Raw genomic sequence first — 22,816 nt, 5'->3', positions numbered from 1 at the left:
ACGGCATGGGAATTCTGTCCGGATTCCAGTCGTTGTTTCCTTCGGATGCAGGGCACCCGCAAGGGTGTCGCGACCTACTCAGTTCAGTAAGGGAGCTCGCATGGCAACCCGTGCCGTCGCCCGTCGTACCGCCTCTGGCGGGACGAAAGCGGCAAGCAGTGTTCGCGCTGTAGGCGGGGAGATCGCCGACCGCGACCTGGTCGGCATGTACCTCGACGAGATCGCGCGTACGCCGCTGCTCGACGCCGAAAAGGAAGTCGAGCTGTCCCAGACCATCGAGGCCGGAGTCTACGCCCGGCAGATCCTCGGCGGCGAGGTGAAGAGCGAAGCGGGTGGCGCTTCGCACGAAGAGCTTGAGGCGCTGGTCGCCGCGGGTGAGCGTGCGAAGGACGTCTTCATCCGCTCGAACCTCCGCCTGGTGGTCGCCGTGGCGCGGCGTTACCCGCGCAGCGGTCTGCCCCTGCTGGATCTGATCCAGGAGGGCAACGCCGGCCTGGTGCGTGCCGTGGAGAAGTTCGACTACGCCAAGGGCTTCAAGTTCTCCACGTACGCGACGTGGTGGATCCGCCAGGCCATCACGCGTTCCATAGCGGACCAGTCCCGGACGATCCGGCTGCCGGTCCATCTGGTGGAGGAGCTGGGCAGGATCCGGCGCGTTCAGCGGGAGTTCAACCGTGAGAACGGACGGGATCCGGAGCCCGAAGAGGTCGCCGCTGAGCTGGGGTCGAACCCGGCGCGGATCAACGACGTACTGGACTGGGCGCGTGACCCGGTCAGTCTGAACATGTCGGTGGACGACGACGGGGACACGCAGTTCGGTGATCTGCTGGAGGACACCTCCGCGGTATCGCCCGAACAGTCCGTGCTGACGCTGCTCCGCAGTGAGGAGCTGGAGGACCTGATCGGCAAGCTCGACCAGCGCACGGCCTCGATCATCAGGATGCGGTACGGCATCGAGGACGGCCGCGAGCGTACGCTCACCGAGGTGGGCAAGCAGCACGGCCTGACCCGCGAGCGGATACGGCAGATCGAGAAGCACGCGCTGATGGAGCTGAAAAAGATGGCTCGTGACACAGGTTTCGACGCGGCGGCGTGACGTCGCCGTCCTGTAGCCGTAGTGTCCCCCTTACTCGTACTGTCTCTCCGAGCGGTACGTACGGGCCGATGCGTCGGCCCCCGAGAGCGAGCCCCGGCACCAACCCCCCCCAGGTGCCGGGGCTCACCTCTGTCCACGGGGTTCATGTCTGTGCTCATCTCTGGGCTCATCTCTGTCCAGCCTGTCCGGGGGCCGCTGGGGCGGCTGGGGCAGTCGGGGCGGCTGGGGCAGTCGGGGCAGTCGCCCGGGTGATCCTCGCCCCCAGTTCCCGTAGGTAGTCCGTCAGCCGGTCCGGCCGGTGCACCGTGAACTCGCAGTCCAACAGCGCCAGCCGGAGCGCCAGCCACTCCATCGAGTCGTTCACCGAGGTGCGCAGGCGACAGGAGTCGGGGCCGGTGGCTTCGGGCGTGCCGAGATGGGCCGGGAGCCGCGCCGCCACGAAGAGCGCGGGCGCCAGGAACGTCACATCGACCTCCATCGCCGGCTGCATCCGGGACATCGACCGGCTCAGGAACTTGGCCGCGTCCCCGGCCGGCAGCTCGCGCGGGCGGAATCGCGCGCCGGTGGGGAAGGGCTCGCTGACCCGGTCGACCCGGAACGTACGCCAGTCCTCGCGCCCGAGGTCGTACGCCACGAGGTACCAGCGCCGGCCGGTGGAGACGAGGCGGTACGGCTCGACCTGGCGCTTCGTCTCCGTACCGTCGCCCGAGCGGTAGCCGAACCGCAGCCGCTCGGTGCCGGTGACCGCCGAGGCCATCACCGTCAGGGTGCGCGGATCGATGGTGGCGCCGTCGCCCCGGGTGAGCGGGATCGTCGCGGCCTGAAGTGTGGAGACGCGGTGCCGCAGCCGGGAGGGCAGCACCTGCTCCAGCTTGGCGAGGGCCCGTACGGAGGCCTCCTCGACGCCCTCGATGGCATGGCCCGCCCCGGCGCGGAGTCCGACGGCGATGGCGACGGCCTCCTCGTCGTCCAGGAGCAGCGGTGGCATGGCGGTGCCGGCGACCAGCCGGTAGCCGCCCACCGCGCCCATGGTGGCCTCGACGGGGTAGCCGAGGGCGCGCAGCCGGTCGATGTCGCGGCGGATGGTGCGCGGGCTGACGGCGAGCCGCTCGGCCAGCTCACTGCCCGGCCACTCGCGCGGAGTCTGGAGGAGGGAGAGCAGACTGAGGAGCCGTGCCGGGGTGTCGGTCATGGGATCCATGGTGCGCGCCATCTAGGACATGGGCTGGCCTAGAAGGTCTCTAGCTTCTCCCGCATGAGTTCTTCGCCCGCTTCTTCTCCGCCTTCTCCGCCTTCTCCGCCGGCTCAGCCTTCTCCGCCAGCTGCGCCGTCTCGATCAGCTCAGCTATCTCAGTCTTCTTCGACTTCTTCTTCCCTTCCTCCCCTGACGCCCGTGGCTGTTCTGGACAAGGCACCCGAGTCCCGTCCTGGCGCTCCGGACAGCGGCCCGGCCGCAGGCGGCGGCACGGGCGGCGGCACGGTCTCGGCGCCCGGCGACCGTCGTCGCTGGCTGGCCCTGGCCGTCGTCATGACCGCCGCGTTCATGGACCTGGTCGACGTCACGATCGTCAATATCGCCATCCCGAGCATCGAGCGGGATCTGGGTGCCTCTTTTGGGGCCATCCAGTGGATCACCGCCGGATACGCTCTCGCCTTCGCCGCCGGACTGATCACAGGTGGTCGGCTCGGTGACATATACGGCCGCAAGCGCCTCTTCCTGATCGGTATCAGCGGCTTCACGATCGCCTCCGCGCTCTGCGGATTCGCCGCGACCCCGGAGATACTGGCCGGCTCACGGCTGCTCCAGGGTGCGATGGCGGCGATGATGGTGCCGCAGGTGCTCGCGATCATCCATGTCACCTTCCCCGCGCACGAACGCGGCAAGGTCTTCGGGATGTTCGGCGCGATCGTCGGTCTCGGCGCCGTCTCGGGACCGCTGCTCGGCGCGCTGCTGACGCAGTGGAACATCGCGGGGCTGGAGTGGCGGCCGATCTTCCTGATCAATCTGCCGGTCGGGATCGCGGGCGTACTGCTCGGCCGGAAGTTCATCACCGAGTCCAAGGCGCCCAAGGCGCTCCGGCTGGACCTCGTCGGCATGGTGCTGGTGACCGTCGCCCTGCTGATGCTGATCTACCCCCTCACGCGCGGGCGCGAGCTGGGCTGGCCGCTGTGGGGCCATCTGTGCGTGGCGGGCAGCGTGCTGGTGTTCGCGGCCTTCGTGGCGTACGAGAAGAGGAAGACGCGCAAGGACGGTTCGCCGCTCGTCGAGTTGTCGCTGCTCCGGGTGAAGAGCTTCGCGGCGGGCATCGCCGTGCAGCTGACCTTCGGGATCGCTCTGGGCATCTTCTTCCTGGTCTGGACGCTCTATATGCAGATCGGCCTCGGCTGGAGCCCCCTGCGGGCGGGGCTCACGGGAGTGCCGTTCTCGGTCGCGGTCTCGGTCGCGGCGGGGCTGTCCGTACAGAAACTGGTGCCACGCTTCGGCCGGAAGGTTCTCCAGACCGGCGCTCTGACGATGGCCACGGGGCTGCTCGTCTACATCTGGGAAGCCGGGCGGTACGGAACGGACATCCACGCCTGGCAGATGGCGCTGCCGCTGACCGTGATGGGGCTCGGCATGGGACTGATCGTCGCGCCTCTGACGGACGCGGTGCTGTCCGGGGTGCCGCGCGAGCACGCGGGCTCGGCGTCGGGTCTGATCAGCACTACGCAGCAGATGGGCAGCGCGCTCGGGCTCGGGTTGGTGTCGGTGGTGTTCTTCGGTGTGGTCGACGACCGCGTCGGTGACTCCTCGCCGGCCGGCTCCTCGGTGGCCGGCCCCGGGGCGCTCGGTACGGCCTTCGTGGACGGATTCCAGCACGCGATGTGGTGGGTGGTCGCGGTGCTTGTGATGATCTTCGGGATGATGTTCGCGCTGCCGGCGCGGCCGAAGCAGCATGTGGAGGAGTCGGCGGTGGGGGCCACTTCGGAGGCCGCTTCCTGACAGCTGAGGACTGGGCCGAACGCCCGGCTCGACATCCCGGCTCGACATCCTCGGCCCAACACTCCAGCCCAACACTCCAGCCCAACGCTCCAGCTCAACACCCCGGCTGAACACAACTCAGATCTCCTGCGTATGAAGGCCCGTAGCGCGTAGCGCGTTTCGTCTGCTGCCGACGAGCGGACTCCGTCCCCCACAGGAGGTCACGAGTTGAGCCACAAACGCATACCCAAGCGGAAGATCGCCTTCGCCGGGGGCGGTGCCGCCGCCGTGGTGGCTGCCGCGATTCTGCTGCCCCAGGCCAATGCCTCGCAGGACGGATCCGACGCCGCCCCGGCTCCCGCGCCCAAAACACTGAGTGCCTCGTCCGCGGGCGACCTCGCCTCACGGATCGCCGTACGACTGGGCCCTGCCTTCGCCGGTGCCTACTACGACAAGGACAGGCAGCAGGTCACCGTCAATATCGTCGGCGACGACAACGACGCGCGTGCCGAGGCCGCCAGGGCCGGAGCCGTGGTGCGGAGCGTCAAGAACAGCACGGCCCGACTGAAGTCCGCCGCGACGACGTTGCGGCAGCAGGCCACCATCCCGGGCACCGCGTGGGCCGTCGATCCGAGGACCAACCAGATCCAGGTCACGGCGGACCGCACCGTCACCGGCGACAAGTGGGACCGCATCCAGTCCACGGTTCGGGCGCTCGGCGCCGACACGGCCCGTATCAAGAAGTCGGCGGGCGAGTTCAAGACCGTGGCCGCGGGTGGTGACGCCATCTTCGGTGGCGGCGCGCGCTGTTCGCTCGGCTTCAACGTCATCGACGCGGACGGCGCGCCCGGCTTCCTCACCGCCGGTCACTGCGGAGTCGCCGCCGACGAGTGGTCGGACGCCGCGGGCGGGGCGCCGGTGGGCACCGTGCGGCAGGCGACCTTCCCGGGCGACGGCGACTTCGCGTTCGTCGGCTACGACGACGCCGCCACCGAGGCCCCCAGCACGGTCGACACGGGCGACGGACAGATCGTGGAGATCACCGGGGCCGCCGAGGCCACGGTGGGCCAGGAGGTGATCCGCATGGGCAGCACCACAGGGCTGAGCGACGGCTCGGTCACCGGCCTGGACGCCACCGTCAACTACGCGGAGGGTACGGTCACCGGCCTGATCCAGACCGACGTCTGCGCGGAGCCGGGCGACAGCGGCGGCCCCCTCTTCACCGCTGACGGCAGCGCCATCGGCCTGACCTCCGGTGGCAGCGGCGACTGCACCGTCGGCGGCGAGACGTTCTTCCAGCCCGTGACCACAGCGCTGGCCGCGGTCGGCGCGCAGATAGGCGACGGTGCCGCGGGGAACGACGGCGGCGGCGAGGCCGCAGGGAACGATGGCGGCGGCGCCGCCGGGAACGACGAGGGCGGCGGCGCTGCCGGGAACGACGGCGGCGGGGGAGCCGCCGGACATGGCGAGGGAATCGTCGGCTACGGCGAGGGCACCGCTGGCTACGGCGACGGCACCGTCGAGAACGGCTGACGCCCGACCCTGTCCGTACCGTGCCCGGATCTGTTTACTTTCTGGAAATCTGGGCGTAGCGTGTCGCCGAAACCACAGGTTCGGGCACGGAACGGACGTAAAACCACATGTACGCACCGGAGCGCCAGCAGGAGATCCTGCGCCTCGCCCGCGAGGGCGGCCGCGTCGATGTGCTGTCGCTGGCCGAGGAGTTCCAGGTCACCGCCGAGACCGTACGGCGTGACCTCAAGGCCCTGGACAGGGCCGGGCTCGTACGGCGTGTGCACGGTGGGGCCATACCGGCCGGGCGGCTCGACTTCGAGCCCGACCTCGCGGAGCGCGAGTCCACCGCCGCCGATGAGAAGGACCGTATCGCGCACGCGGCGCTCGCCGAGCTGCCGGAGGACGGCAGCGTGATCCTGGACGCCGGTTCGACCGTGGCGCGGCTCGCGGCGGCGCTGCCGCTGGAGTGCGGGCTCACCGTCGTCACGCACGCGCTGCCCGTCGCCGCCCGCCTCGCTGATCACCCGGGCATCGATCTCCATCTGGTCGGGGGCAGGGTGCGGCACCGTACGCGCGCCGCCGTCGACGCCTGGGCCCTGCGCGCGTACGGCGAAATCCGCGCCGATGTCGTCTTCCTCGGCACGAACGGGTTCTCGCCGGAGGGCGGTCTCACCACCCCGGACCTCGCCGAAGCCGCGGTCAAGCGCGCGCTCGTCGGCGCCGCCCGGCGGGTGGTGCTGCTCGCCGACTCCGCCAAGCACGGCCAGGAACACTTCGCCCGCTTCGGCGCTCTCGCCGATGTCGACCTGCTCATCACCGACAGCGGGCTCAGCCCTTCGGACGCCGCGGCGGTAGAGGCCGCGGGCACCGAAGTGCTGTGCGTCTAGGAGCGCGCCGCATGATTCTCACCGTCACCCCGAACCCGAGCCTGGACCGTACGTACGAGGTCCCGGCCCTCGACCGAGGCGAGGTGCTGCGGGCCACGGCCGAGCGCATGGACCCCGGCGGCAAAGGGGTCAATGTCTCGCGGGCCGTCGCCGCGGCGGGCCGGCGCACGGTCGCCGTACTGCCGCTCGGCGGCGCGCCCGGCGCGCTTGTCGCCGAACTGCTCGCGGAGCAGGGCATCGAGGTCGCGCCGGTGCCGGTCGCGGGCGCGACCCGCTCCAACATCGCGCTCGCCGAGCCGGACGGCACCCTGACGAAGATCAACGCGCCGGGTCCGGAACTGACCGCCGTCGAGTCCGAGTCGCTGCTCTCCACGATCCGTACGCACGCGGGCGCGGCCACCTGGATCGCCTGCTGCGGCAGTCTGCCGCGCGGCCTGGCGCCGGAGTGGTACGCCGAGCTGGTCGCCCGCGCGCACCGCGCCGGGGCCAGGATCGCGCTCGACACCTCGGGCCCCTCGCTGCTGGCCGCGCTCCTGGAACGGCCGGACGTCGTGAAGCCGAACGCCGAAGAGCTGGCCCAGGCCGTCGGGCGCCCCCTCGCGACGGTGGGCGACGCGGTGAAGGCCGCGGAGGAACTGCGGACGTACGGCGCCGGGTCCGTACTCGCCAGCCTCGGCGCCGACGGCCAGCTACTGGTCTCGGGCGCGGGGACGTACTTCGGCTACGCGGCCGTCACCACGGTCCGCAGTAACGTCGGTGCGGGCGACGCCTCACTCGCCGGGTTCCTGGCGGCGGGCGGCGAAGGCCCCGAGGCCCTCGCGTCCGCCGTCGCGCACGGCGCGGCGGCGGTGCAGCTGCCGGGCAGCGTGATGCCGTCGCCCGCGGATCTGGACCCGTCGGCGGTCACGGTGACCGCCGACGTCCCGCTGGACCGTCCTCTCACGGAGCCCGCCTCATGAGCCCGTCCCCTGCCTCACGGCACCCCGCTTCCCCTGCCTCTCCCTCTGCCTCTCCCTTTTCCTCTGCCTCTGCCCCTCACCTGACCCGCGCGATAAGTAAGCGAAGGAGCCCGCGATGAGCGACATGATCACCGCGGACCTGGTCGACCTCGACCTGGCCGCCGAGACGAAGGAAGCCGCGGCCCGCTCGCTGGCCGAACGGATGGTGACCCTGGGCCGGGTCACCGACCTGGACGGCTTCCTGGCCGATGTGGCCGCGCGCGAGGCTCAGATGCCGACCGGGCTCGACGGCGGTATCGGCATCCCGCACTGCCGCAGCGCCCACGTCAGCGAACCCACGCTGGCCTTCGGCCGCTCGGCGCGGGGCATCGACTTCGGGGCCCCGGACGGTCCGGCGGATCTGATCTTCCTGATCGCGGCCCCGGCCGGTGCTGACGACGCCCATCTGACGATTCTCTCCGCGCTGGCCCGGCGTCTGATGAACGAGGACTTCACGACGGCTCTCCGTACGGCGACGGACCCGACCGCGGCGGCGTCGCTGGTCCGCGGCGAAGACGCCCCGCCGCCCGAGCCCGAGCCGCAGCCCGAGCCGCGCCTTGAGCCGCAGTCCGAGTCGGGCCCCGAGTCTCGGACCGACCCCGAGCGGCAGCCCGAGCCGGGCCCTGAGTCGCAGCCTGAGCCCGCCGCGCCCCCGGCGGCAGAGGAGCCGAAGAAGCCGAAGAACCCCGCCGACCACGTCTTCCGGATCGTCGCTGTCACCTCCTGCCCCACGGGCATCGCGCACACCTACATGGCCGCCGAAGCGCTGGAACAGGCCGGGCAGCGGGCAGGCGTCGAGGTGGTCGTCGAGCCGCAGGGATCCGCCGGGTTCAACCGGCTCGACCCCGCCGTCATCGCCGCCGCCGACGCCGTGATCTTCGCCCACGACGTGCCGGTACGGGAGAAGGGCCGGTTCGCCGGGAAGCCCACCGTCGACGTCGGCGTCAAGGCGGGCATCAACCGGCCCGCCGAGCTGATCGCCGAGGTACGGGGCAAGGCGGCACGCGGCGAGATCACCGGTACGGCGGGCGACCACGCCTCACCCGTGGACAACGCGGGCGCACCGGGCGAGGGCTACGGCACCAAGCTGCGTAAGTGGCTGATGTCCGGAGTCAGTTACATGGTTCCGTTCGTGGCCGCGGGCGGGCTTCTCATCGCCCTCGGCTTCGCCATCGGCGGCTACACCATCAACAAGGCCCCCTCCGTGGCCGAGCACTTCATCTGGACGGACCACACCAGCTGGGCCGCCCTGCTGTTCCAGATCGGCGGCCTGGCGTTCAGCTTCCTGGTGCCGGTCCTCGCGGGCTATATCGCGTACGGGATGGCCGACCGCCCCGGTCTGGTGCCCGGCTTCGTCGGCGGCTCCATCGCCCTCACCATCAACGCGGGCTTCCTGGGCGGCCTGGCCGCCGGTCTGATCGCCGGCGGCACGGTGATGGCCATACAGAAACTGAGGGTCCCCGCCCCGCTGCGCGGCATCATGCCGGTCGTCGTGATCCCCCTGATCTCCTCCGCGATCGTCGGCTTCCTGATGTTCCTGGTGGTCGGCAAGCCCATCGCCTCGCTCCAGAAGGCGCTGACCGACTGGCTGTCCGGTCTCTCCGGCGCCAACGCGATCATCCTCGGCGTCATCCTCGGTCTGATGATGTGCTTCGACCTGGGCGGCCCGCTGAACAAGGTCGCGTATGCCTTCGCGGTCGGCGGTCTCGCCAACCCCAACGAGGGCAGCCTCAAGGTCATGGCCGCCGTGATGGCCGCCGGCATGGTCCCGCCGCTCGCCATGGCGCTGGCCACGACCGTACGCGGCAGGCTGTTCACCCGTACCGAACGGGAGAACGGCAAGGCCGCCTGGGTGCTCGGCGCCTCCTTCATCACCGAGGGAGCGATCCCCTTCGCGGCCGCCGATCCGCTGCGGGTGATCCCGTCCGCGATGGCGGGCGGCGCGGTCACCGGCGCGCTGTCGATGCTCTTCGAGTGCACGCTGCGGGCCCCGCACGGTGGCATCTTCGTGATCCCGCTGATCGGCAACCCGTTCCTCTACCTGATCGCGATCGCGGCGGGTACGGCGGTGAGCACGGGGCTGGTCATCCTCCTCAAGGGAGCCCGCAAGACGGGCCGTCCTGACCAGGCGGAGGCCGGAAGCACCGGCGGCGGCGTCACCGGTGACGGGGAGGCCGGGGCGGACGCCAAGATACCGGTGGCCGCCTGAGCCGGATCCTCGTGGTCGTACGGCCGTCCACCCCTGACGGCCGTACGACCCACCCCGCTTTCTTCCCGCCCTCACCTCACGTCATCTCACCTGCGCGCGGAGCTCCATGGCTTCGCGCGCGAGGTCTTCCGTCTCGTATACCTCGCACATATGACGGCCGTCCGGGGTCGCCGTGTGCTCCACCTCCCACAGGCTTGTCTCGTTGCCGTCGATCAGCAGGAACGCGTGCTCATAGAGCATGAACCCGGCGTCCTTGCCCTCGACCTGGCACTGTCTGCCGAAGACCTGTGTGATGTGGTGCGCGAACGCCGTCCGCAGCAGCCGCGCCGTCTCCTCTCCCGGCCGGTCGGCGTTCTCCGCCCGGCGCAGCACCCGGCGCGCATGGTCGGGTGAGTTGTCCGGCGAGTACGTCCGGTGCCGCGGAAGCGGGGTCGAGGGCATGGCGCGCAGACCGCGGAGCAGCGCGAGATGCGCGTCGATCTCGGCCGTGCGCTCGGACTCCAACTCCGCGAGCAGTCCCGCCGCCGCGTCGTCCATGGGCGGCCCGTCGGGATCGCGCACCGCCTCGGGGCCCGCTGACCCGTCGTCGGAGAGCCGCGGTGCCTCGGGGCTGCCGGGGCGGCAGAGACGGGCCGCGGCGAGCTGTGCCTCGGACTCCTCCGCGTACAGCTCGTGCGACCGCGCTTCGTCCCGGCCGGTGTTGTGCACCAGCTCCCAGAGACTCAGCGCACTGCCGTTCATGAGCAGATACGTGTGTCGGTACGTCTCGCGGTGCAGCCCCGCACTGTGGTGCGCGGAACACAGCGAGCTGGCGTGCGCCAGCGCATGGCTGAGTTGCTCGACCAATGCGTCCGGCAGGTCGAAGGAGTTGAGTGCCCGACCCAGGAGTCGCTCGAGGTGCGTCTCGGTTGTCTCGTAGGGATCGTTCAAGATGGGTCTCCAGGCCGTCGCCACATGTCACTTGGTGATTGCATAACGTAGTGCCTAGGGCTTACATCGCGTCCTAAGTTTGAGAAAACGAAGGGGGCGTACGTGAAGTTCCCGCGCGCCCCCGCCAACTCGGCGACTACGCCGGTCAGTCGAGCCCGTACAGCTCGCGGTACGAGGGGAACGTCCCGCCAGGCCCCGCCACGCTCTCCGCCGCCGCGACGGCCGAGACGATTGCCCTGGTCACGACGTCGGCTCCGGCCGCCAGTACCTCATTGAGCGCGAGCGGTGCCCCCTCGGCCAGGGGGAGTTGACCCGTCGCCAGGGCGAAAACCGTGTCCCCGTCATTGAGCAGATGCACGGGACGGACGGCGCGCGCGATACCGTCGTGCGCCGTGCCCGCGAGCTTGTGCGCCTGTGCCCGGGACAGTTCGGCGTCGGTGGCGACGACGGCGAGCGTGGTGTTGAGCGGCGGGGGTCCGTTCCGCTCAAGCAGCTCGGCCAGCCGCCGCTGGGCCGCCTCGTGGACCTCGGGCGCCGGGTACTCCGGACGGCCTTCGAGGTAGCGCCCGTACAGCACGCCCGTCAGCGGATCGATCGCGGAACCCGCGGCGTTGGCCACGACCAGGGCGGCCACCGTGATCCCGGACTCCAGGACCAGACTCGCCGTACCGATCCCGCCCTTGACCGGACCGACGAGAGCACCCGTCCCGGCGCCCACACCGCCCTCCGCGACCGGTGCCCCGCTCGCAGTACCGGCCGCCGCCTCCACCGCCGCACGGCCCGTCGCCGCGTCCGGACGGACCCGCCAGTCGCCACCGCGCCCCAGGTCGAAGACCCCGGCCGCAGGCACGACCGGCACCACCTGCGACGGATCGGGACCGACCCGGACGCCCCGCCCGTGCTCCTCCAGCCACGCCATCACCCCGGACGCCGAGTCGAGCCCGAACGCGCTGCCGCCCGTCAGCACCACGGCCTCGACGCGCTGGACGATATTGCGTGGATCGAGGGCATCGGTCTCCCGGGTGGCCGGCCCGCCGCCCCGTACGTCCACCGCGGCCACCACGCCGCCCTCCGGGGCGAGAACGACGGTGGTACCGGTCAGCGCCCGGTCCCCCGCCACCTGGGCGTGCCCGACCCGCAGGCCCGCCACGTCGGTCAGTGCGTCATTCGATGTCATGAACCCCCATCCGTACCACGGGAGTCCGGGCGCCCGGCAAGCGTCACCCCCACCGCCACGGTCGCCGCCGCCACCAGCCCCGACGCGAGGACCGCCCATGCCCCGAGGAACGTACATCCGACGATCGCCGCCGTCGAGACCGGCAGGACGATCTGCTGCGCCGTACCTGTCTTGAAGTGGCGCGCGTGCAGCAGCCAGACCGTGAGCAGGAAGAGAGCGGCCGGGACGGTAACAGCGGCGGAGGCGGCGGTCGTCGGGATATGTGCCTTGCCGACCGCTTGTTCCACGGCCACCTCCACTCCAGCGCCGATCGCCGCGGCGGATCCGAAGATCACGAAGTGTCCGTAGCCCCACGGAATGGCCTGTCGATTGCCGGTCAGGCGCTCGTGGGCGGGGACCGCGAAATAGATCCACCAGGCGGCGAAGACGATGAGGATCCCGCCGGCCGCGATGGGCAGCAACTCCCTGAGCACATCGTGCTCGTCCAGCGCCGACTGCACGGCGATGGTCGCGGCCGACATCGTCTCGCCCAGCACGATCAGGGTGAACAGCCCATAACGCTCGGCGATGTGGTGCGGATGCCAAGGCGTCTGATGGCTCCACTCCGCGATCACCGGCACCAGCAGCTCGGCCGCCACCACGATCAGGAACAGCCAGTGCTTCAGGCTGTGGGGAGCGGCCAGCAAGGCCACCCAGGCCGCCTGGCAGAGCACCAGACCGGTCGCATAGCGCAGATCGGTCCGCCGGGCGGGGCTCCCCGGCGCCTCGGACACGGCCGCCCGCAGCCACTGCGCGGTCAGCGCCACCCGCATGACCAGATACCCGATGACGGTGATGGTCCAGTCGTCGTCGACGAAAGCGCGCGGCACCTCGGCGGCGTAGATCAGCACCCCGGAGATCTGCACCAGGGTCGCGATCCGGTACGGCACGTCGTCGCAGTCGTAGGCCGAGGCGAACCAGGTGAAGTTCATCCAGGCCCACCACACGCCCCAGAAGACGAAGAGGTAGCCGATGAGGCCCGTGGCCGTATGCCCCTCGGCGAGCGCGTGCACCAGCCGCACCCCGGCCTGGGCGACCGCGACGACGAAGCAGAGGTCGAAGAAGAGCTCCAGCGGTGTCGCGGCACGGTGCGCCTCGGCGCGGCTGCGAGCGGTCATGCGGCGCAGAGGCCCTGTCGCGTCGGTCGACGTCATGGGCCCAGCACAGCAGAGGTACGAGTGGTGGGGCGGTGCGGCGCGCGCTGAGCGCCACCGGGGCCGGGACGGGTCGCCTCCGCCCCTCCTCACCCGCGCCGACGCGGACCAGGCCCCCGTACCCTGGAGCTATGAGCAGCGCCACGACCCCCGAGCCGTCGGCGGCGGAGTCGTCCCAGCCGACCCAGTCGCCCCCGCCGTCCCGGCCGCCCCGCCCCAGTCCGGCGTTGATCTTCGATGATCCGCTGGACCAGCAGTCGACGGACGATACGGACCGTGGCTGGGGAGACCGGCCCGCCGGGAGCGGCGACAGCGCGGCCGATCTCGCGCGTTTCCTCGACGAGAAGCCGCCCCACCACCTCTGAGACGAGAAGCCGCGCCACCACCTGTGACCGGCGGTCCGGGACTCAGCCGCTACGGATTGCCCTGCCCCGGATTCTTCGGTCCCGAGGTGGTCTGACCGGGAGTCTCCTGCCCAGTGGTGGCCTGCCCGGGGACGGCGGTCCCCGAGCCACGCTGCGAGATCAGCGTGTCCCTGATCTCCTTCAGTACCTCCAGCTCGCTGAGCTCCGTGACCTCCTGAACCTCTTCCTTGGCGGCCTGCTGCCTGGCCCGCCTGGCGAGGTACTTGGACATCGGCAGAACCATCAGGAAGTACACGACGGCCGCTGTGATGACGAACGTGAGGACCGCGCTCAGCACCGTTCCCCACATGATCGGAATGCCGCTGACGACCTCGCCCGCGGAGTTCGTCTCGCAGGGCGACTGCAGGCACGAGCTGTACTTGTTGAGATCCTGGGTGCCGAACGCGCCGACCACAGGGTTGATCAGGCCCTTCACGACCGAGTTCACCACGTTCGTGAACGCCGCGCCGATGACCACCGCGACCGCGAGATCGATCACGTTGCCGCGCATCAGGAAGGCCTTGAAGCCCTCCAGCACGCTCTCCTTCTCCTTGCTCACGAGTGAGCCTTTCTTCGCATGTGCGGTAGAGGTGACAATCAGCTTCGCAACCTACGGCAGCGCGTGCCCACACTGTCCAATCCGCAGACGCGATCAGGCGACCCCACAGCTCGCCAGTGCGAGTGCGAACGCGTCGGTTCAGCGCGAACCGCCCCGCCACAAGCCGCCCTCGCGCGAACCTCGGCACCAGCCGACCCCGCACGAGCCTGCTCAGCACAGCGTCACCGCCAGCCGTGACGTGGCGCCCGCGCCGGCCAGCTCCGTGGCGGTCGCGCGGGGAACGGACAGGACGATCAGAGCCCCGCCGTCTCCGGTGTCCACGACGGTCTCCCGTGCTTCCGGAACCTCGGTCACCCGGGCTCCCGAAGCCACCACCCTCGCCTCCGGCGCTCCGTCGGCCGCCGCGATCACATCCACCCGGTCTCCCCGGCGCAGCAGCCTGACCGTCGCCGCGTCCGCGATACGGACCGGCGCGGACACCATTTCCACGGCCCGCTGCGCGCGGGACGGACGGGGCGGCGCTTCCGCCACGGCGCCGGGCGCCGTGGACTCCGCATGGGCGTCGGCATCCGCCACCGCACCGACCGAGCCCCCCGCCCCGGCGGCGGCCAGCGCGGCAGCCGTCATGGCCAGGCCGGCCGCGGTCGCCCGTCGCCGCCTGAACAGCGCCCTGCGCAGCCGCCGGCCGGAGCCGCGCACCCGCAGCGGATCGAAGAGCGGCACACCGCACGGCTCGGGAGCGGCGGGTGCGGGGAGGGGAGAGGGGAAGGGTGACGCGAGCGGGGAGAGGCCGGGCGAGGGGTGCGGGAGGGGAGGACGGGACGCATCACCCGAGAAGTAACGGGACATGGCGACCACCACCATTTCGTGAGGAGTTCTGCGGTCGCTCCTCACGATGCACGGTCCGTCACGATCCCGCCGCGGCCTGTGGATCAGTCGGCGGTTGTGGACAACTTCCTCACCCGCCGGAGTGGTTCAGGCGGGTGCCGCCGCAATTCCCGGTTTCTCGCGCATGGTTCGCGAGGGCCCTGGGCAAATCCGGATCAGGGCAGCTCGATCCCGGTGTCGATCCCGTCCAGAGCGTGTGCGCACAGGCAGTCGCGTGTCTCGCTCGCCTGCAATCCGCCCACCGCGTCGAACAGCACCGTGCGCAGCCGGTCGACATTCGAGGCGAAGACCTTGAGGACCTCCTCGTGGGAGACGCCCTCGCCGGTCTCCGCGCCCGCGTCCAAGTCCGTCACCAGAGTCATGGAGGTGTAGCAGAGCCCCAGTTCACGAGCGAGTACCGCCTCGGGGTGCCCGGTCATCCCGACCACCGACCAGCCCATCGCCGCATGCCACCGCGATTCCGCACGCGTCGAGAAGCGCGGCCCCTCGATGACCACGAGCGTCCCGCCGTCCACCGGCTCCCAGTCGCGCCCTCGCGCCGCCGCCAGCGTTGTCCTGCGTCCCTCAGGACAGTAGGGATCGGCGAGCGAGATGTGCACGACCTTCGAGGTGTTTCCGTCCGGCAGCGGCAGCCCGTCGTAGAAGGTCTGTGTGCGTGCCTTCGTACGGTCCACCAACTGATCGGGTACGAGCAGCGTGCCCGGCCCGAACTCCGGCCGCAGCCCGCCCACGGCGCACGGTCCCAGCACCTGCTTCACACCGACGGAACGCAGTGCCCACAGGTTGGCGCGGTAGTTGATGCGGTGCGGCGCGAGGCCGTGGGAGCGTCCGTGCCGGGGCAGGAACGCGACCTGCCGGCCTGCGATCTCGCCGAGGAAGAGGGAGTCGCTGGGAGGCCCGTAGGGGGTCTCCACCTCGACTTCGGTCACATCCTCCAGGAAGGAGTAGAAACCCGAGCCACCGATCACACCGATCTCCGCGTTCGCCATCCGATCACAGTAGCCGGACTCGTCCAGGCGTACGCGAAAGACCCCGGCCGTTCAAGACAGCGGGGTCCCCACGACACGAAAGGAGCGGAAGGAGAAGGCGTCAGGCGGCCGAGGAGCCGCTGGAGCTGCTCGACGAAGTGGAACCGGAGCCGGAGCCGGACCCGGAGCCGCCCGAGCTGGAAGAGGACGAGGCCGACGCCGGGGCCTTGGACTCCGACGACGAGGACGACTTCGTGCCCGCGGAACCCGAGGTGGAGCCCGACGAGCTCGCCGAAGCAGGCGCGCTGCTCGACGACGAGCCACGACTGTCGTTCCGGTAGAACCCGGAGCCCTTGAAGACGATGCCGACCGCGGAGAAGACCTTCTTCAGGCGTCCTTGGCAATTCGGGCACACGGTAAGGGCATCATCGGTGAACTTCTGCACCGCCTCGAGGCCCTCGCCACACTCGGTGCACTGGTACTGGTAGGTCGGCACTTGCTCCTCCTGGCACTCTCACTCAATGAGTGCTAACGACGCTCCATAGTGACGTATTCCGCGCGATCAGTCCACTGTCACCGGCAGGCGGTGACTCATCCCACGCGCGGCGACCCGCCCGGAGGCATTCGGGGCCAGCCTCGAACGCAGCGCGATCAGCGTGACCAGCGCCAGCGCGGTGCCCACCAGCGGCACCAGGAATCCGGCGCTCGCGCCATGGGCGTCCGCCAGCTGTCCGGCGACGGTGACCGCCGCGGCCTGACCGAGCGCGACGGCGCCGGTCAGCCAGGTGAACGCCTCGGTACGGGCCGAGGCGGGCACCAGCGGCTCGACCAGCGTGTAGCCCGTGATCAGCGCGGGAGCGATGCAGAGTCCGACCAGCAGTCCGAGTCCGGCGAGCAGCGGCACCGAGTGCACAGCCCACAGCGCTGACGCGGCCAGCGTCAGCCCCGCGTATCCGACCACCAGTCTGCGGCGCGGCCCGATCTTCCAGGCCACGGCGCCGCAGACGATTCCGGCGAGCATGTTGCCCGCCGCGAAGACGCCGTACAGCAGGCCGTTCACACCGGGGTTGCCGATCTCCTCGGAGAAGGCGGTCAGCGAGACCTGCATGCCCCCGAAGACCGAACCGATTCCCAGGAAGGAGATGGCGAGAACCCGCACACCGGGCACGGAGAGCGCGGAGACGCGCGGCTCGGCCGAGCCGCCTTCCCCACGCCTCCCGGTCTTGGGCTGGGTACCGCGCTGGGCGGCGAAGAGCAGCCCGCCGGCCAGCGTCAGCACGGCCTCGGCGATCAGTCCGGCCGCCGGGTGGACGCCGGTGCACAGGGCGGTCGCCAGTACCGGGCCGATGACAAAGGTGAACTCGTCCGTCACGGACTCGAAGGCGGCGGCCGTCGGGAGCAGCGACGCGTCGCCACGGGAGTGGGAGCCGGGGCCCCCACCGGAGCTTGAGCCGGTGCTCGAACCGGAACCGGAGGGGCTGCCTCCCAGCAGGGCGGCCCAGCGTGACCGGACCATGGGGCCGATCTGCGGGACGGAGGCGCCGGTCGGGACAGCGGCGAGGAACAGCGCCCACAGCGGGGCGCCGGCGAGCGCGAGCACGATCAGCGCCGTGACGGACGCCGTGTGCAGCAGCACGCCCGGGACGAGCACCGCGCGCTGCCCGAACCGGTCGGCGAGCTTTCCGCCCTGGGGCGCGAAGAGCGCCATGGAGACACCGGTCACGGCGGCGACGGCTCCCGCGCTGCCGTACGAGCCGGTGGTGTGCTGGACCAGGAGCACGATGCCGATCGTCAGCATCGCGAAGGGCTGCCGGGCGGCGAAGCCGGGGAGGAGGAACGTCCAGGCGCCGGGCGTGCGCAGCAGCCGTCCGTATCCGGGGCGGGGCGTCTCGGTCGGAGGCGTCGCGGCCGGGGTGGCGTCCTCGGTGGTGTCGACCGTGTTGTGGGACACGGTCCTTGCCTTTCTGCCGCCTGGTAGCGCGCCCCGGATGCACGGGCGCCGCCGAGAGCTGTCCTCTTGCGCGGAACTGCGGTAGATACCAGGGCCCACATCGGGGAACGCCACGGCCGCCATACGGTCGCGCCAGCACTGCGTCAGGCAGAGTTGGTCGATCAACTGTGCCTTCATCGTACAGGTACGAACACCATGTCACCTGGGAAAGGAACGAGCACCATGAACGTACGCCTGAGAAACGTACGCCCGAAATTAAGAACGGAGCTTGCTTCCGGTCCCGGCCCCGGTCCCAGCCCCGGTGCCGGCCCCACCGCCCGTGCCGTTGCCCGCGCCCGTCCCCAGCCAGTCGGCCAGCTTTCCGCCCTGCCCGACCGCCCGGAGCCGTCGCTCGGCGGCGTCCCGTACCGGGTCGGTCGCGACCACCAGAAGCTCGTCGCCGCGGCGCAGTACCGTCGCAGGCTGCGGTACAAAGCTCTTGCCGTCCCGTACGACCAGGGTCACCGCGGACCCTGCGGGCAGTCGCAGCTCCCCGACCTCCACGCCGTGCATCTTCGAGTGCGCGGGGATCGCGACGGAGAGCAGATGGCCGCGCAGCCTCTCCAATGGCGCCGACTCGATGCCCAGATCGGCGGCCTCGGAGGGATCGCCGAGCCGCAGGGCCTTGGCCAGCCAGGGCAGCGTCGGTCCCTGGATCAGCGTGTAGACGACGACCAGGATGAAGACGATGTTGAAGATCCGGAGGCTGCCCTCGATGTTCGACACCATCGGAATGGTCGCCAGGATGATGGGCACCGCGCCGCGCAGACCGGCCCAGGACATCAGCGCCTGTTCCTGCCAGGGGATACGGAACGGCAGCAGACTGATCAGCACGGACAGGGGCCGCGCCACCATGGTCAGTACGAGACCGACGACGACCGCGGGCAGGAAGTCGTCCCCCAGTTCGTGCGGGGTCACCAGCAGTCCGAGCAGGACGAACATGCCGATCTGCGCGATCCAGCCGAGCCCTTCCGCGAATCCTCGGTTGGCCGGGGCGTGCGGCAGTTTGGAGTTCCCCAGGATCATCGAGGCGAGATAGACGGCGAGGAAGCCGCTGCCGTGTGCCGTGGCGCCGATCGCGTACGCCGAGACGGCGATGGCCATCACGGCGATCGGGTACAGCCCGGAGGCCGGCAAGGCCACATGCCGCAGTCCGAAGGCACCCGCCCAGCCCACGGCCAGTCCGACGCAGGCGCCGATCGCGAGTTCCAGCGTGATCTCGCCGACCAGCACGTACCAGTGCTCGACCGGGCCCGACGCCGAGAGCGCGACCACGATGATCACGACAGGGGCGTCATTGAAACCCGACTCGGCCTCCAGCGCCCCGGTCACCCGGGACGGCAGCGGCACCTTGCGCAGTACGGAGAAGACCGCCGCGGCGTCCGTCGAGGAGACGACCGCGCCGACGATCAGCGCCTGGCGCCAGTCCAGGCCGATCAGATAGTGCGCGGCCGAGGCGGTCACCCCGACGCTCACCGCGACACCCACGGTCGAGAGCACGGCCGCGGCGGGCAGCGCCGGTTTCACTTCTTTCCACTTGGTGCCCAGACCACCCTCGGCCAGGATCACCACAAGGGCGGCGTATCCGATTACCTGTGTCAGTTCGGCGTTGTCGAACTTGACGTGAAAGAGGCCGTCCTGCCCTATGACGACCCCGATCCCGAGATAGAGCAGCAGGCTGGGGAGTCCGCTCCGGGAGGAGATCCGGACGGCCGCGACCGCGATCAGCAGCACGAGGGAGCTGATGAGCAGAAGTTCATTGAGATGGTGGACAGACAGCGGCCGATCCTTCCCCTCGCGCATGCCGGATCGTTCCTCCGGCAGCCGGTACTTCGTTACCTTACCTAATCTTTAACGTTTTCTTGACGCTTTCGATTGCCAGTACGAGCCGATGTGATCTGCGCCTCCCTTCCGGCAGCTATCCGCCGGGAACCATGGCGTGATCACCTGTGTGATCGTCCGACGAGTCGCACTACATGACACCGCGTCCGGGACGATGAACGGCTGCGCCTATGGTTGCTCCAGCATTCCAGGACCACCCTGCCCCTCGAAGGACAGCGATGCCCGCCAACACAGCCCCCCCTTCCGCCAAAAAGAAGGGGCGACGCGCCCGTCTGATCGTGATCGTCCTGGTGCTGGCGCTCGTCGGCGGTGTCGGCTACGGCACGTACTGGGGCGTCAGCACGGTCCGTGCCTCCTTCCCGCAGACGACCGGGAAGCTCGAACTCAAAGGGCTCTCCGGGCCCGTGGACGTCAGACGCGACAGCTACGGCATTCCGCAGATCTACGCGAACAGCGACCAGGACCTGTTCCGCGCCCAGGGCTTCGTCCAGGCGCAGGACCGCTTCTGGGAGATGGACGTCCGGCGCCACATGACCTCCGGCCGGCTCTCGGAGATGTTCGGCAAGAGCCAGGTCAAGACCGACACCTTCCTGCGCACCCTCGACTGGCACGGGGTGGCGCAGCGCGAGTACGACACCAAGCTCTCGGCGGAGACCAAGAAGAACCTCCAGTCGTACGCGGACGGCGTCAACGCGTATCTGGAGGGCCGCGACGGCAAGGACATCTCCTTCGAGTACGCGGCTCTGAACTTCACCAACGACTACAAGCCGGAGAAGTGGACGCCGGTCGACTCGGTGGCCTGGCTCAAGGCGATGGCCTGGGACCTGCGCAGCAATATGCAGGACGAGATCGACCGCTCACTGCTGACCAGCCGGTTGAGTGACCAGCAGATCGATGACCTGTACCCGTCGTATCCGTACGACCGGAACAAGCCGATCGTGAGCGCGGGCGGGATCGACCCGATCACCGGCAAGTACGACCCCAAGGCCGAGCCCAGCGAGAGCGCGGGAGACGGCGCGGAAAGCGGTATGGGCGGCACGGGCTCGGACCTCGGCACGGGCGGCACAGGCACAGGCACGGGCACGGGAACCGGCACAGGCGCAGGCGCAGGGGGCACCGGTACCGGCACAGGGACCGGCATCAGCACGGACAGCGGCACGGACCCCGGCACCGGCGACGGCACCGGCGGCGCGAGCACCGCGTCCGGCGCCACCGCGGACTTCAACTCCCAGCTCGAAGCACTCTCCGGCACGCTCGACGAGATCCCCGAGCTGCTCGGCCCGAGCGGCAGCGGCATCGGCTCCAACTCCTGGGTCGTCTCAGGCCGGTACACGACCACGGGCAATCCGCTCCTCGCCAACGACCCGCACCTCGCGCCCCAGCTGCCCTCGCTCTGGTACCAGATGGGTCTGCACTGCCGCAGCGTCTCGGCGACCTGCCAGTACGACGTCGCGGGCTACACGTTCTCCGGAATGCCCGGCGTCATCATCGGCCACAACCAGGACATCGCCTGGGGCTTCACCAACCTCGGCGCCGACGTGACCGATCTCTTCCTGGAGAAGGTCAACGGCGACTCCTACCAGTACGGCGACAAGGAGAAGCGGTTCAGGACCCGTGAGGAGACCATCAAGGTCGCGGGTGGCCAGAGCAAGACGATCACCGTACGCTCCACCGACCGCGGCCCGCTGGTCTCGGACCGCAACGGCGAACTGGTGAAGGTCGGCGAGAAGGCCCCGGTCGGCGATGTCGCCCCGGACCGCGGCGACGGCTACGCCGTGTCGCTCCAGTGGACGGCGCTCCAGCCGGGCAAGTCCATGGACGCGGTCTTCGAGCTCAACAGGGCCAAGGACTTCAGCGAGTTCCGCAAGGCCGCCGAGCACTTCGAGGTCCCCTCGCAGAACCTCATCTACGCCGACACCAAGGGCCACATCGGCTACCAGGCGCCGGGCCGTATCCCGATCCGCTCCGACGGCTTCGACGGCCGCACGCCGGCTCCGGGCTGGGACCCGAAGTACCAGTGGAAGGGGTACATCCCCTTCGACGAGCTGCCGTACGAGTACGACCCGGAGCGCGGCTACATCGTCACCGCCAACCAGGCCGTCGTCGACTCGAAGAAGTACCCGTACCCGCTCACCGAGGACTGGGGCTACGGCGCCCGCAGCCAGCGGATCAACGACCTGATCGAGTCGAAGATCAAGGACGGCGGGAAGATCTCGACCGACGACATGCAGACCATGCAGATGGACAACACCAGCGAGATCGCGAAGCTGCTGATGCCCTATCTGCTCAAGATCGATATCCCGGACCCCTCCGTACGCGAGGCGCAGAAGCTCCTCGAAGGCTGGGACTACACCCAGGAGCCCGACTCGGGTGCCGCGGCCTACTTCAACGCGGTCTGGCGCAACGTCCTCAAGCTCGCCTTCGGGAACAAGCTTCCCAAGGAGGTCCGCGTCGAGGGCGAGTGCCTGAACGTCCGTCCCGCCGACAGCACAGGTCCTGCGGACGACGACATACGGCCGGTCCGGGAGTGCGGCCAGCGCGCGCCCGACGCGGCCCAGCCGGACGGCGGGGACCGCTGGTACGAGGTCGTGCGCGGCATCATCAAGGACGAGGACAACGCGTGGTGGAGCTCCCCCGGCAGCCGCAGGGACGACGCCACCAAGACCCGCGACAAGCTGTTCGAGCGCGCCATGGAGGACGCCCGCTGGGAGCTGACCGCCAAGCTCGGCAAGGACGTCTCCAGCTGGAGCTGGGGCCGGCTGCACCAGCTCCAGCTGGAGAACCAGACCCTCGGGACCAGCGGACCCGGCTTCCTGAAGCAGATGCTCAACCGCGGCCCGTGGAACCTCGGCGGCGGCGAGGCCGCGGTCGACGCGACGGGCTGGAACGCGGCGGGCGGCTACGAGGTCGTGTGGGTACCGTCGATGCGGATGGTCGTCAACGTCGGTGACTGGGACAAGTCCCGCTGGATCAATCTGACGGGCGCCTCGGGGCACGCGTACAGCGCGCACTACACCGACCAGACGGACAAGTGGGCGAAGGGCGAGCTGCTCGACTGGCCGTACAAGGTCAACACGGTGGAACGCGCGACGAGCGACACCCTCACGCTCGAACCGCCCGCCTCGTGAGCCGACGCGGCCAACGCCGGCGCGCGGCCAACGCCGGCCCGCGCCCAACCTCGCCCGTCGGCTGACTCGG

At 70.1% G+C, this 22,816-nt stretch carries 18 protein-coding genes; 8 read left to right on the top strand and 10 right to left on the bottom strand.

Annotated features, from left to right (window positions below):
* Positions 1-100: 100 nt before the first annotated feature.
* The gene (locus tag ACZ7LS_RS30285; RefSeq protein ID WP_382522189.1) at positions 101-1,096 is read left to right on the top strand and encodes a sigma-70 family RNA polymerase sigma factor; all 996 of its coding nucleotides are present in this window, start codon (positions 101-103) and stop codon (positions 1,094-1,096) included.
* Positions 1,097-1,262: 166 nt separating this feature from the next.
* Here the strand turns inward: ACZ7LS_RS30285 and ACZ7LS_RS30280 are convergent, their stop codons facing one another.
* Positions 1,263-2,288, bottom strand: a complete 1,026-nt coding sequence (locus ACZ7LS_RS30280) for a helix-turn-helix transcriptional regulator (RefSeq protein WP_385131630.1) — start codon at positions 2,286-2,288, stop codon at positions 1,263-1,265.
* 336 nt (positions 2,289-2,624) lie between these two features.
* On the opposite strand from ACZ7LS_RS30280, the gene ACZ7LS_RS30275 reads away from it, so the two are divergent.
* From ACZ7LS_RS30275 to ACZ7LS_RS30255, 5 genes are all read left to right on the top strand, one after another.
* The gene (locus ACZ7LS_RS30275) at positions 2,625-4,079 is read left to right on the top strand and encodes an MFS transporter (RefSeq protein WP_385131677.1); all 1,455 of its coding nucleotides are present in this window, start codon (positions 2,625-2,627) and stop codon (positions 4,077-4,079) included.
* 207 nt (positions 4,080-4,286) lie between these two features.
* A complete protein-coding gene (locus tag ACZ7LS_RS30270; RefSeq protein WP_385131628.1) occupies positions 4,287-5,591 on the top strand; it encodes a S1 family peptidase in 1,305 nt (434 codons plus the stop codon).
* Positions 5,592-5,698: 107 nt separating this feature from the next.
* Positions 5,699-6,460 carry a DeoR/GlpR family DNA-binding transcription regulator gene (locus ACZ7LS_RS30265; RefSeq protein ID WP_129766921.1) on the top strand — a complete coding sequence of 254 codons (762 nt, stop codon included), beginning with the start codon at positions 5,699-5,701 and terminating at the stop codon, positions 6,458-6,460.
* Between the two features lie 11 nt (positions 6,461-6,471).
* Complete coding sequence (gene pfkB / locus ACZ7LS_RS30260) at positions 6,472-7,419, top strand: 1-phosphofructokinase (RefSeq protein ID WP_385371093.1); 948 nt, start codon at positions 6,472-6,474, stop codon at positions 7,417-7,419.
* 115 nt (positions 7,420-7,534) lie between these two features.
* On the top strand, positions 7,535-9,667 hold the full coding sequence (locus ACZ7LS_RS30255) for a PTS fructose transporter subunit IIABC (protein ID WP_385131621.1): 2,133 nt from the start codon (positions 7,535-7,537) through the stop codon (positions 9,665-9,667).
* A gap of 81 nt (positions 9,668-9,748) precedes the next feature.
* Here ACZ7LS_RS30255 and ACZ7LS_RS30250 read toward each other — a convergent pair whose 3' ends face one another.
* From ACZ7LS_RS30250 to ACZ7LS_RS30240, 3 genes are all read right to left on the bottom strand, one after another.
* A complete protein-coding gene (locus tag ACZ7LS_RS30250; RefSeq protein ID WP_129766924.1) occupies positions 9,749-10,597 on the bottom strand; it encodes a DUF6227 family protein in 849 nt (282 codons plus the stop codon).
* 145 nt (positions 10,598-10,742) lie between these two features.
* Entirely contained in the window at positions 10,743-11,774 is a 1,032-nt protein-coding gene (locus ACZ7LS_RS30245) for a P1 family peptidase (protein WP_385131618.1), read from the bottom strand.
* A complete protein-coding gene (locus ACZ7LS_RS30240) occupies positions 11,771-12,967 on the bottom strand; it encodes a low temperature requirement protein A (protein ID WP_385131615.1) in 1,197 nt (398 codons plus the stop codon). Before ACZ7LS_RS30240 ends, ACZ7LS_RS30245 begins: the two co-directional genes overlap by 4 nt.
* Before the next feature lie 131 nt (positions 12,968-13,098).
* Here ACZ7LS_RS30240 and ACZ7LS_RS30235 point away from each other — a divergent pair, with 131 nt between their 5' ends.
* The gene (locus tag ACZ7LS_RS30235; RefSeq protein ID WP_382522171.1) at positions 13,099-13,332 is read left to right on the top strand and encodes a hypothetical protein; all 234 of its coding nucleotides are present in this window, start codon (positions 13,099-13,101) and stop codon (positions 13,330-13,332) included.
* 49 nt (positions 13,333-13,381) lie between these two features.
* On the opposite strand, the gene mscL is transcribed toward ACZ7LS_RS30235, so the two are convergent.
* The 6 genes from mscL to ACZ7LS_RS30205 form a co-directional block, all read right to left on the bottom strand.
* Positions 13,382-13,930 carry a large conductance mechanosensitive channel protein MscL gene (gene mscL / locus ACZ7LS_RS30230; RefSeq protein WP_382875368.1) on the bottom strand — a complete coding sequence of 183 codons (549 nt, stop codon included), beginning with the start codon at positions 13,928-13,930 and terminating at the stop codon, positions 13,382-13,384.
* Positions 13,931-14,140: 210 nt separating this feature from the next.
* Positions 14,141-14,779 carry a hypothetical protein gene (locus tag ACZ7LS_RS30225; protein ID WP_385131610.1) on the bottom strand — a complete coding sequence of 213 codons (639 nt, stop codon included), beginning with the start codon at positions 14,777-14,779 and terminating at the stop codon, positions 14,141-14,143.
* A 194-nt stretch (positions 14,780-14,973) separates the two neighbouring features.
* A complete protein-coding gene (locus ACZ7LS_RS30220) occupies positions 14,974-15,807 on the bottom strand; it encodes an S-methyl-5'-thioadenosine phosphorylase (RefSeq protein WP_382522167.1) in 834 nt (277 codons plus the stop codon).
* Between the two features lie 100 nt (positions 15,808-15,907).
* A complete protein-coding gene (locus ACZ7LS_RS30215; protein WP_382522165.1) occupies positions 15,908-16,282 on the bottom strand; it encodes an FmdB family zinc ribbon protein in 375 nt (124 codons plus the stop codon).
* A 66-nt stretch (positions 16,283-16,348) separates the two neighbouring features.
* On the bottom strand, positions 16,349-17,737 hold the full coding sequence (locus ACZ7LS_RS30210; RefSeq protein ID WP_385131607.1) for an MFS transporter: 1,389 nt from the start codon (positions 17,735-17,737) through the stop codon (positions 16,349-16,351).
* A gap of 255 nt (positions 17,738-17,992) precedes the next feature.
* Positions 17,993-19,579: a potassium/proton antiporter gene (locus tag ACZ7LS_RS30205; RefSeq protein WP_382522161.1), complete on the bottom strand. Its 1,587-nt coding sequence runs from the start codon at positions 19,577-19,579 to the stop codon at positions 17,993-17,995.
* A 257-nt stretch (positions 19,580-19,836) separates the two neighbouring features.
* On the opposite strand from ACZ7LS_RS30205, the gene ACZ7LS_RS30200 reads away from it, so the two are divergent.
* Positions 19,837-22,746, top strand: a complete 2,910-nt coding sequence (locus ACZ7LS_RS30200; protein WP_385131604.1) for a penicillin acylase family protein — start codon at positions 19,837-19,839, stop codon at positions 22,744-22,746.
* Positions 22,747-22,816: the final 70 nt, after the last annotated feature.

The sequence above is a fragment of the Streptomyces sp. NPDC039430 genome, assembly GCF_055639435.1.
The sequence above is the reverse complement of the archived record's forward strand: the minus strand, read 5'-3'. Positions and strand labels throughout refer to the sequence as shown.

Excerpts from the sequence above, each read along its gene's own strand:
- ACZ7LS_RS30255 (WP_385131621.1), top strand. The coding sequence starts at position 7,535 with ATGAGCGACATGATCACCGCGGACCTGGTCGACCTCGACCTGGCCGCC.
- ACZ7LS_RS30275 (WP_385131677.1), top strand. The coding sequence starts at position 2,625 with ATGACCGCCGCGTTCATGGACCTGGTCGACGTCACGATCGTCAATATC.
- ACZ7LS_RS30245 (WP_385131618.1), bottom strand. The coding sequence starts at position 11,774 with ATGACATCGAATGACGCACTGACCGACGTGGCGGGCCTGCGGGTCGGG.
- pfkB (WP_385371093.1), top strand. The coding sequence starts at position 6,472 with ATGATTCTCACCGTCACCCCGAACCCGAGCCTGGACCGTACGTACGAG.
- ACZ7LS_RS30205 (WP_382522161.1), bottom strand. The coding sequence starts at position 19,579 with ATGCGCGAGGGGAAGGATCGGCCGCTGTCTGTCCACCATCTCAATGAA.
- ACZ7LS_RS30240 (WP_385131615.1), bottom strand. The coding sequence starts at position 12,967 with ATGACGTCGACCGACGCGACAGGGCCTCTGCGCCGCATGACCGCTCGC.
- ACZ7LS_RS30280 (WP_385131630.1), bottom strand. The coding sequence starts at position 2,288 with ATGACCGACACCCCGGCACGGCTCCTCAGTCTGCTCTCCCTCCTCCAG.
- ACZ7LS_RS30285 (WP_382522189.1), top strand. The coding sequence starts at position 101 with ATGGCAACCCGTGCCGTCGCCCGTCGTACCGCCTCTGGCGGGACGAAA.
- ACZ7LS_RS30265 (WP_129766921.1), top strand. The coding sequence starts at position 5,699 with ATGTACGCACCGGAGCGCCAGCAGGAGATCCTGCGCCTCGCCCGCGAG.
- ACZ7LS_RS30200 (WP_385131604.1), top strand. The coding sequence starts at position 19,837 with ATGCCCGCCAACACAGCCCCCCCTTCCGCCAAAAAGAAGGGGCGACGC.
- ACZ7LS_RS30235 (WP_382522171.1), top strand. The coding sequence starts at position 13,099 with ATGAGCAGCGCCACGACCCCCGAGCCGTCGGCGGCGGAGTCGTCCCAG.
- ACZ7LS_RS30225 (WP_385131610.1), bottom strand. The coding sequence starts at position 14,779 with ATGTCCCGTTACTTCTCGGGTGATGCGTCCCGTCCTCCCCTCCCGCAC.
- ACZ7LS_RS30220 (WP_382522167.1), bottom strand. The coding sequence starts at position 15,807 with ATGGCGAACGCGGAGATCGGTGTGATCGGTGGCTCGGGTTTCTACTCC.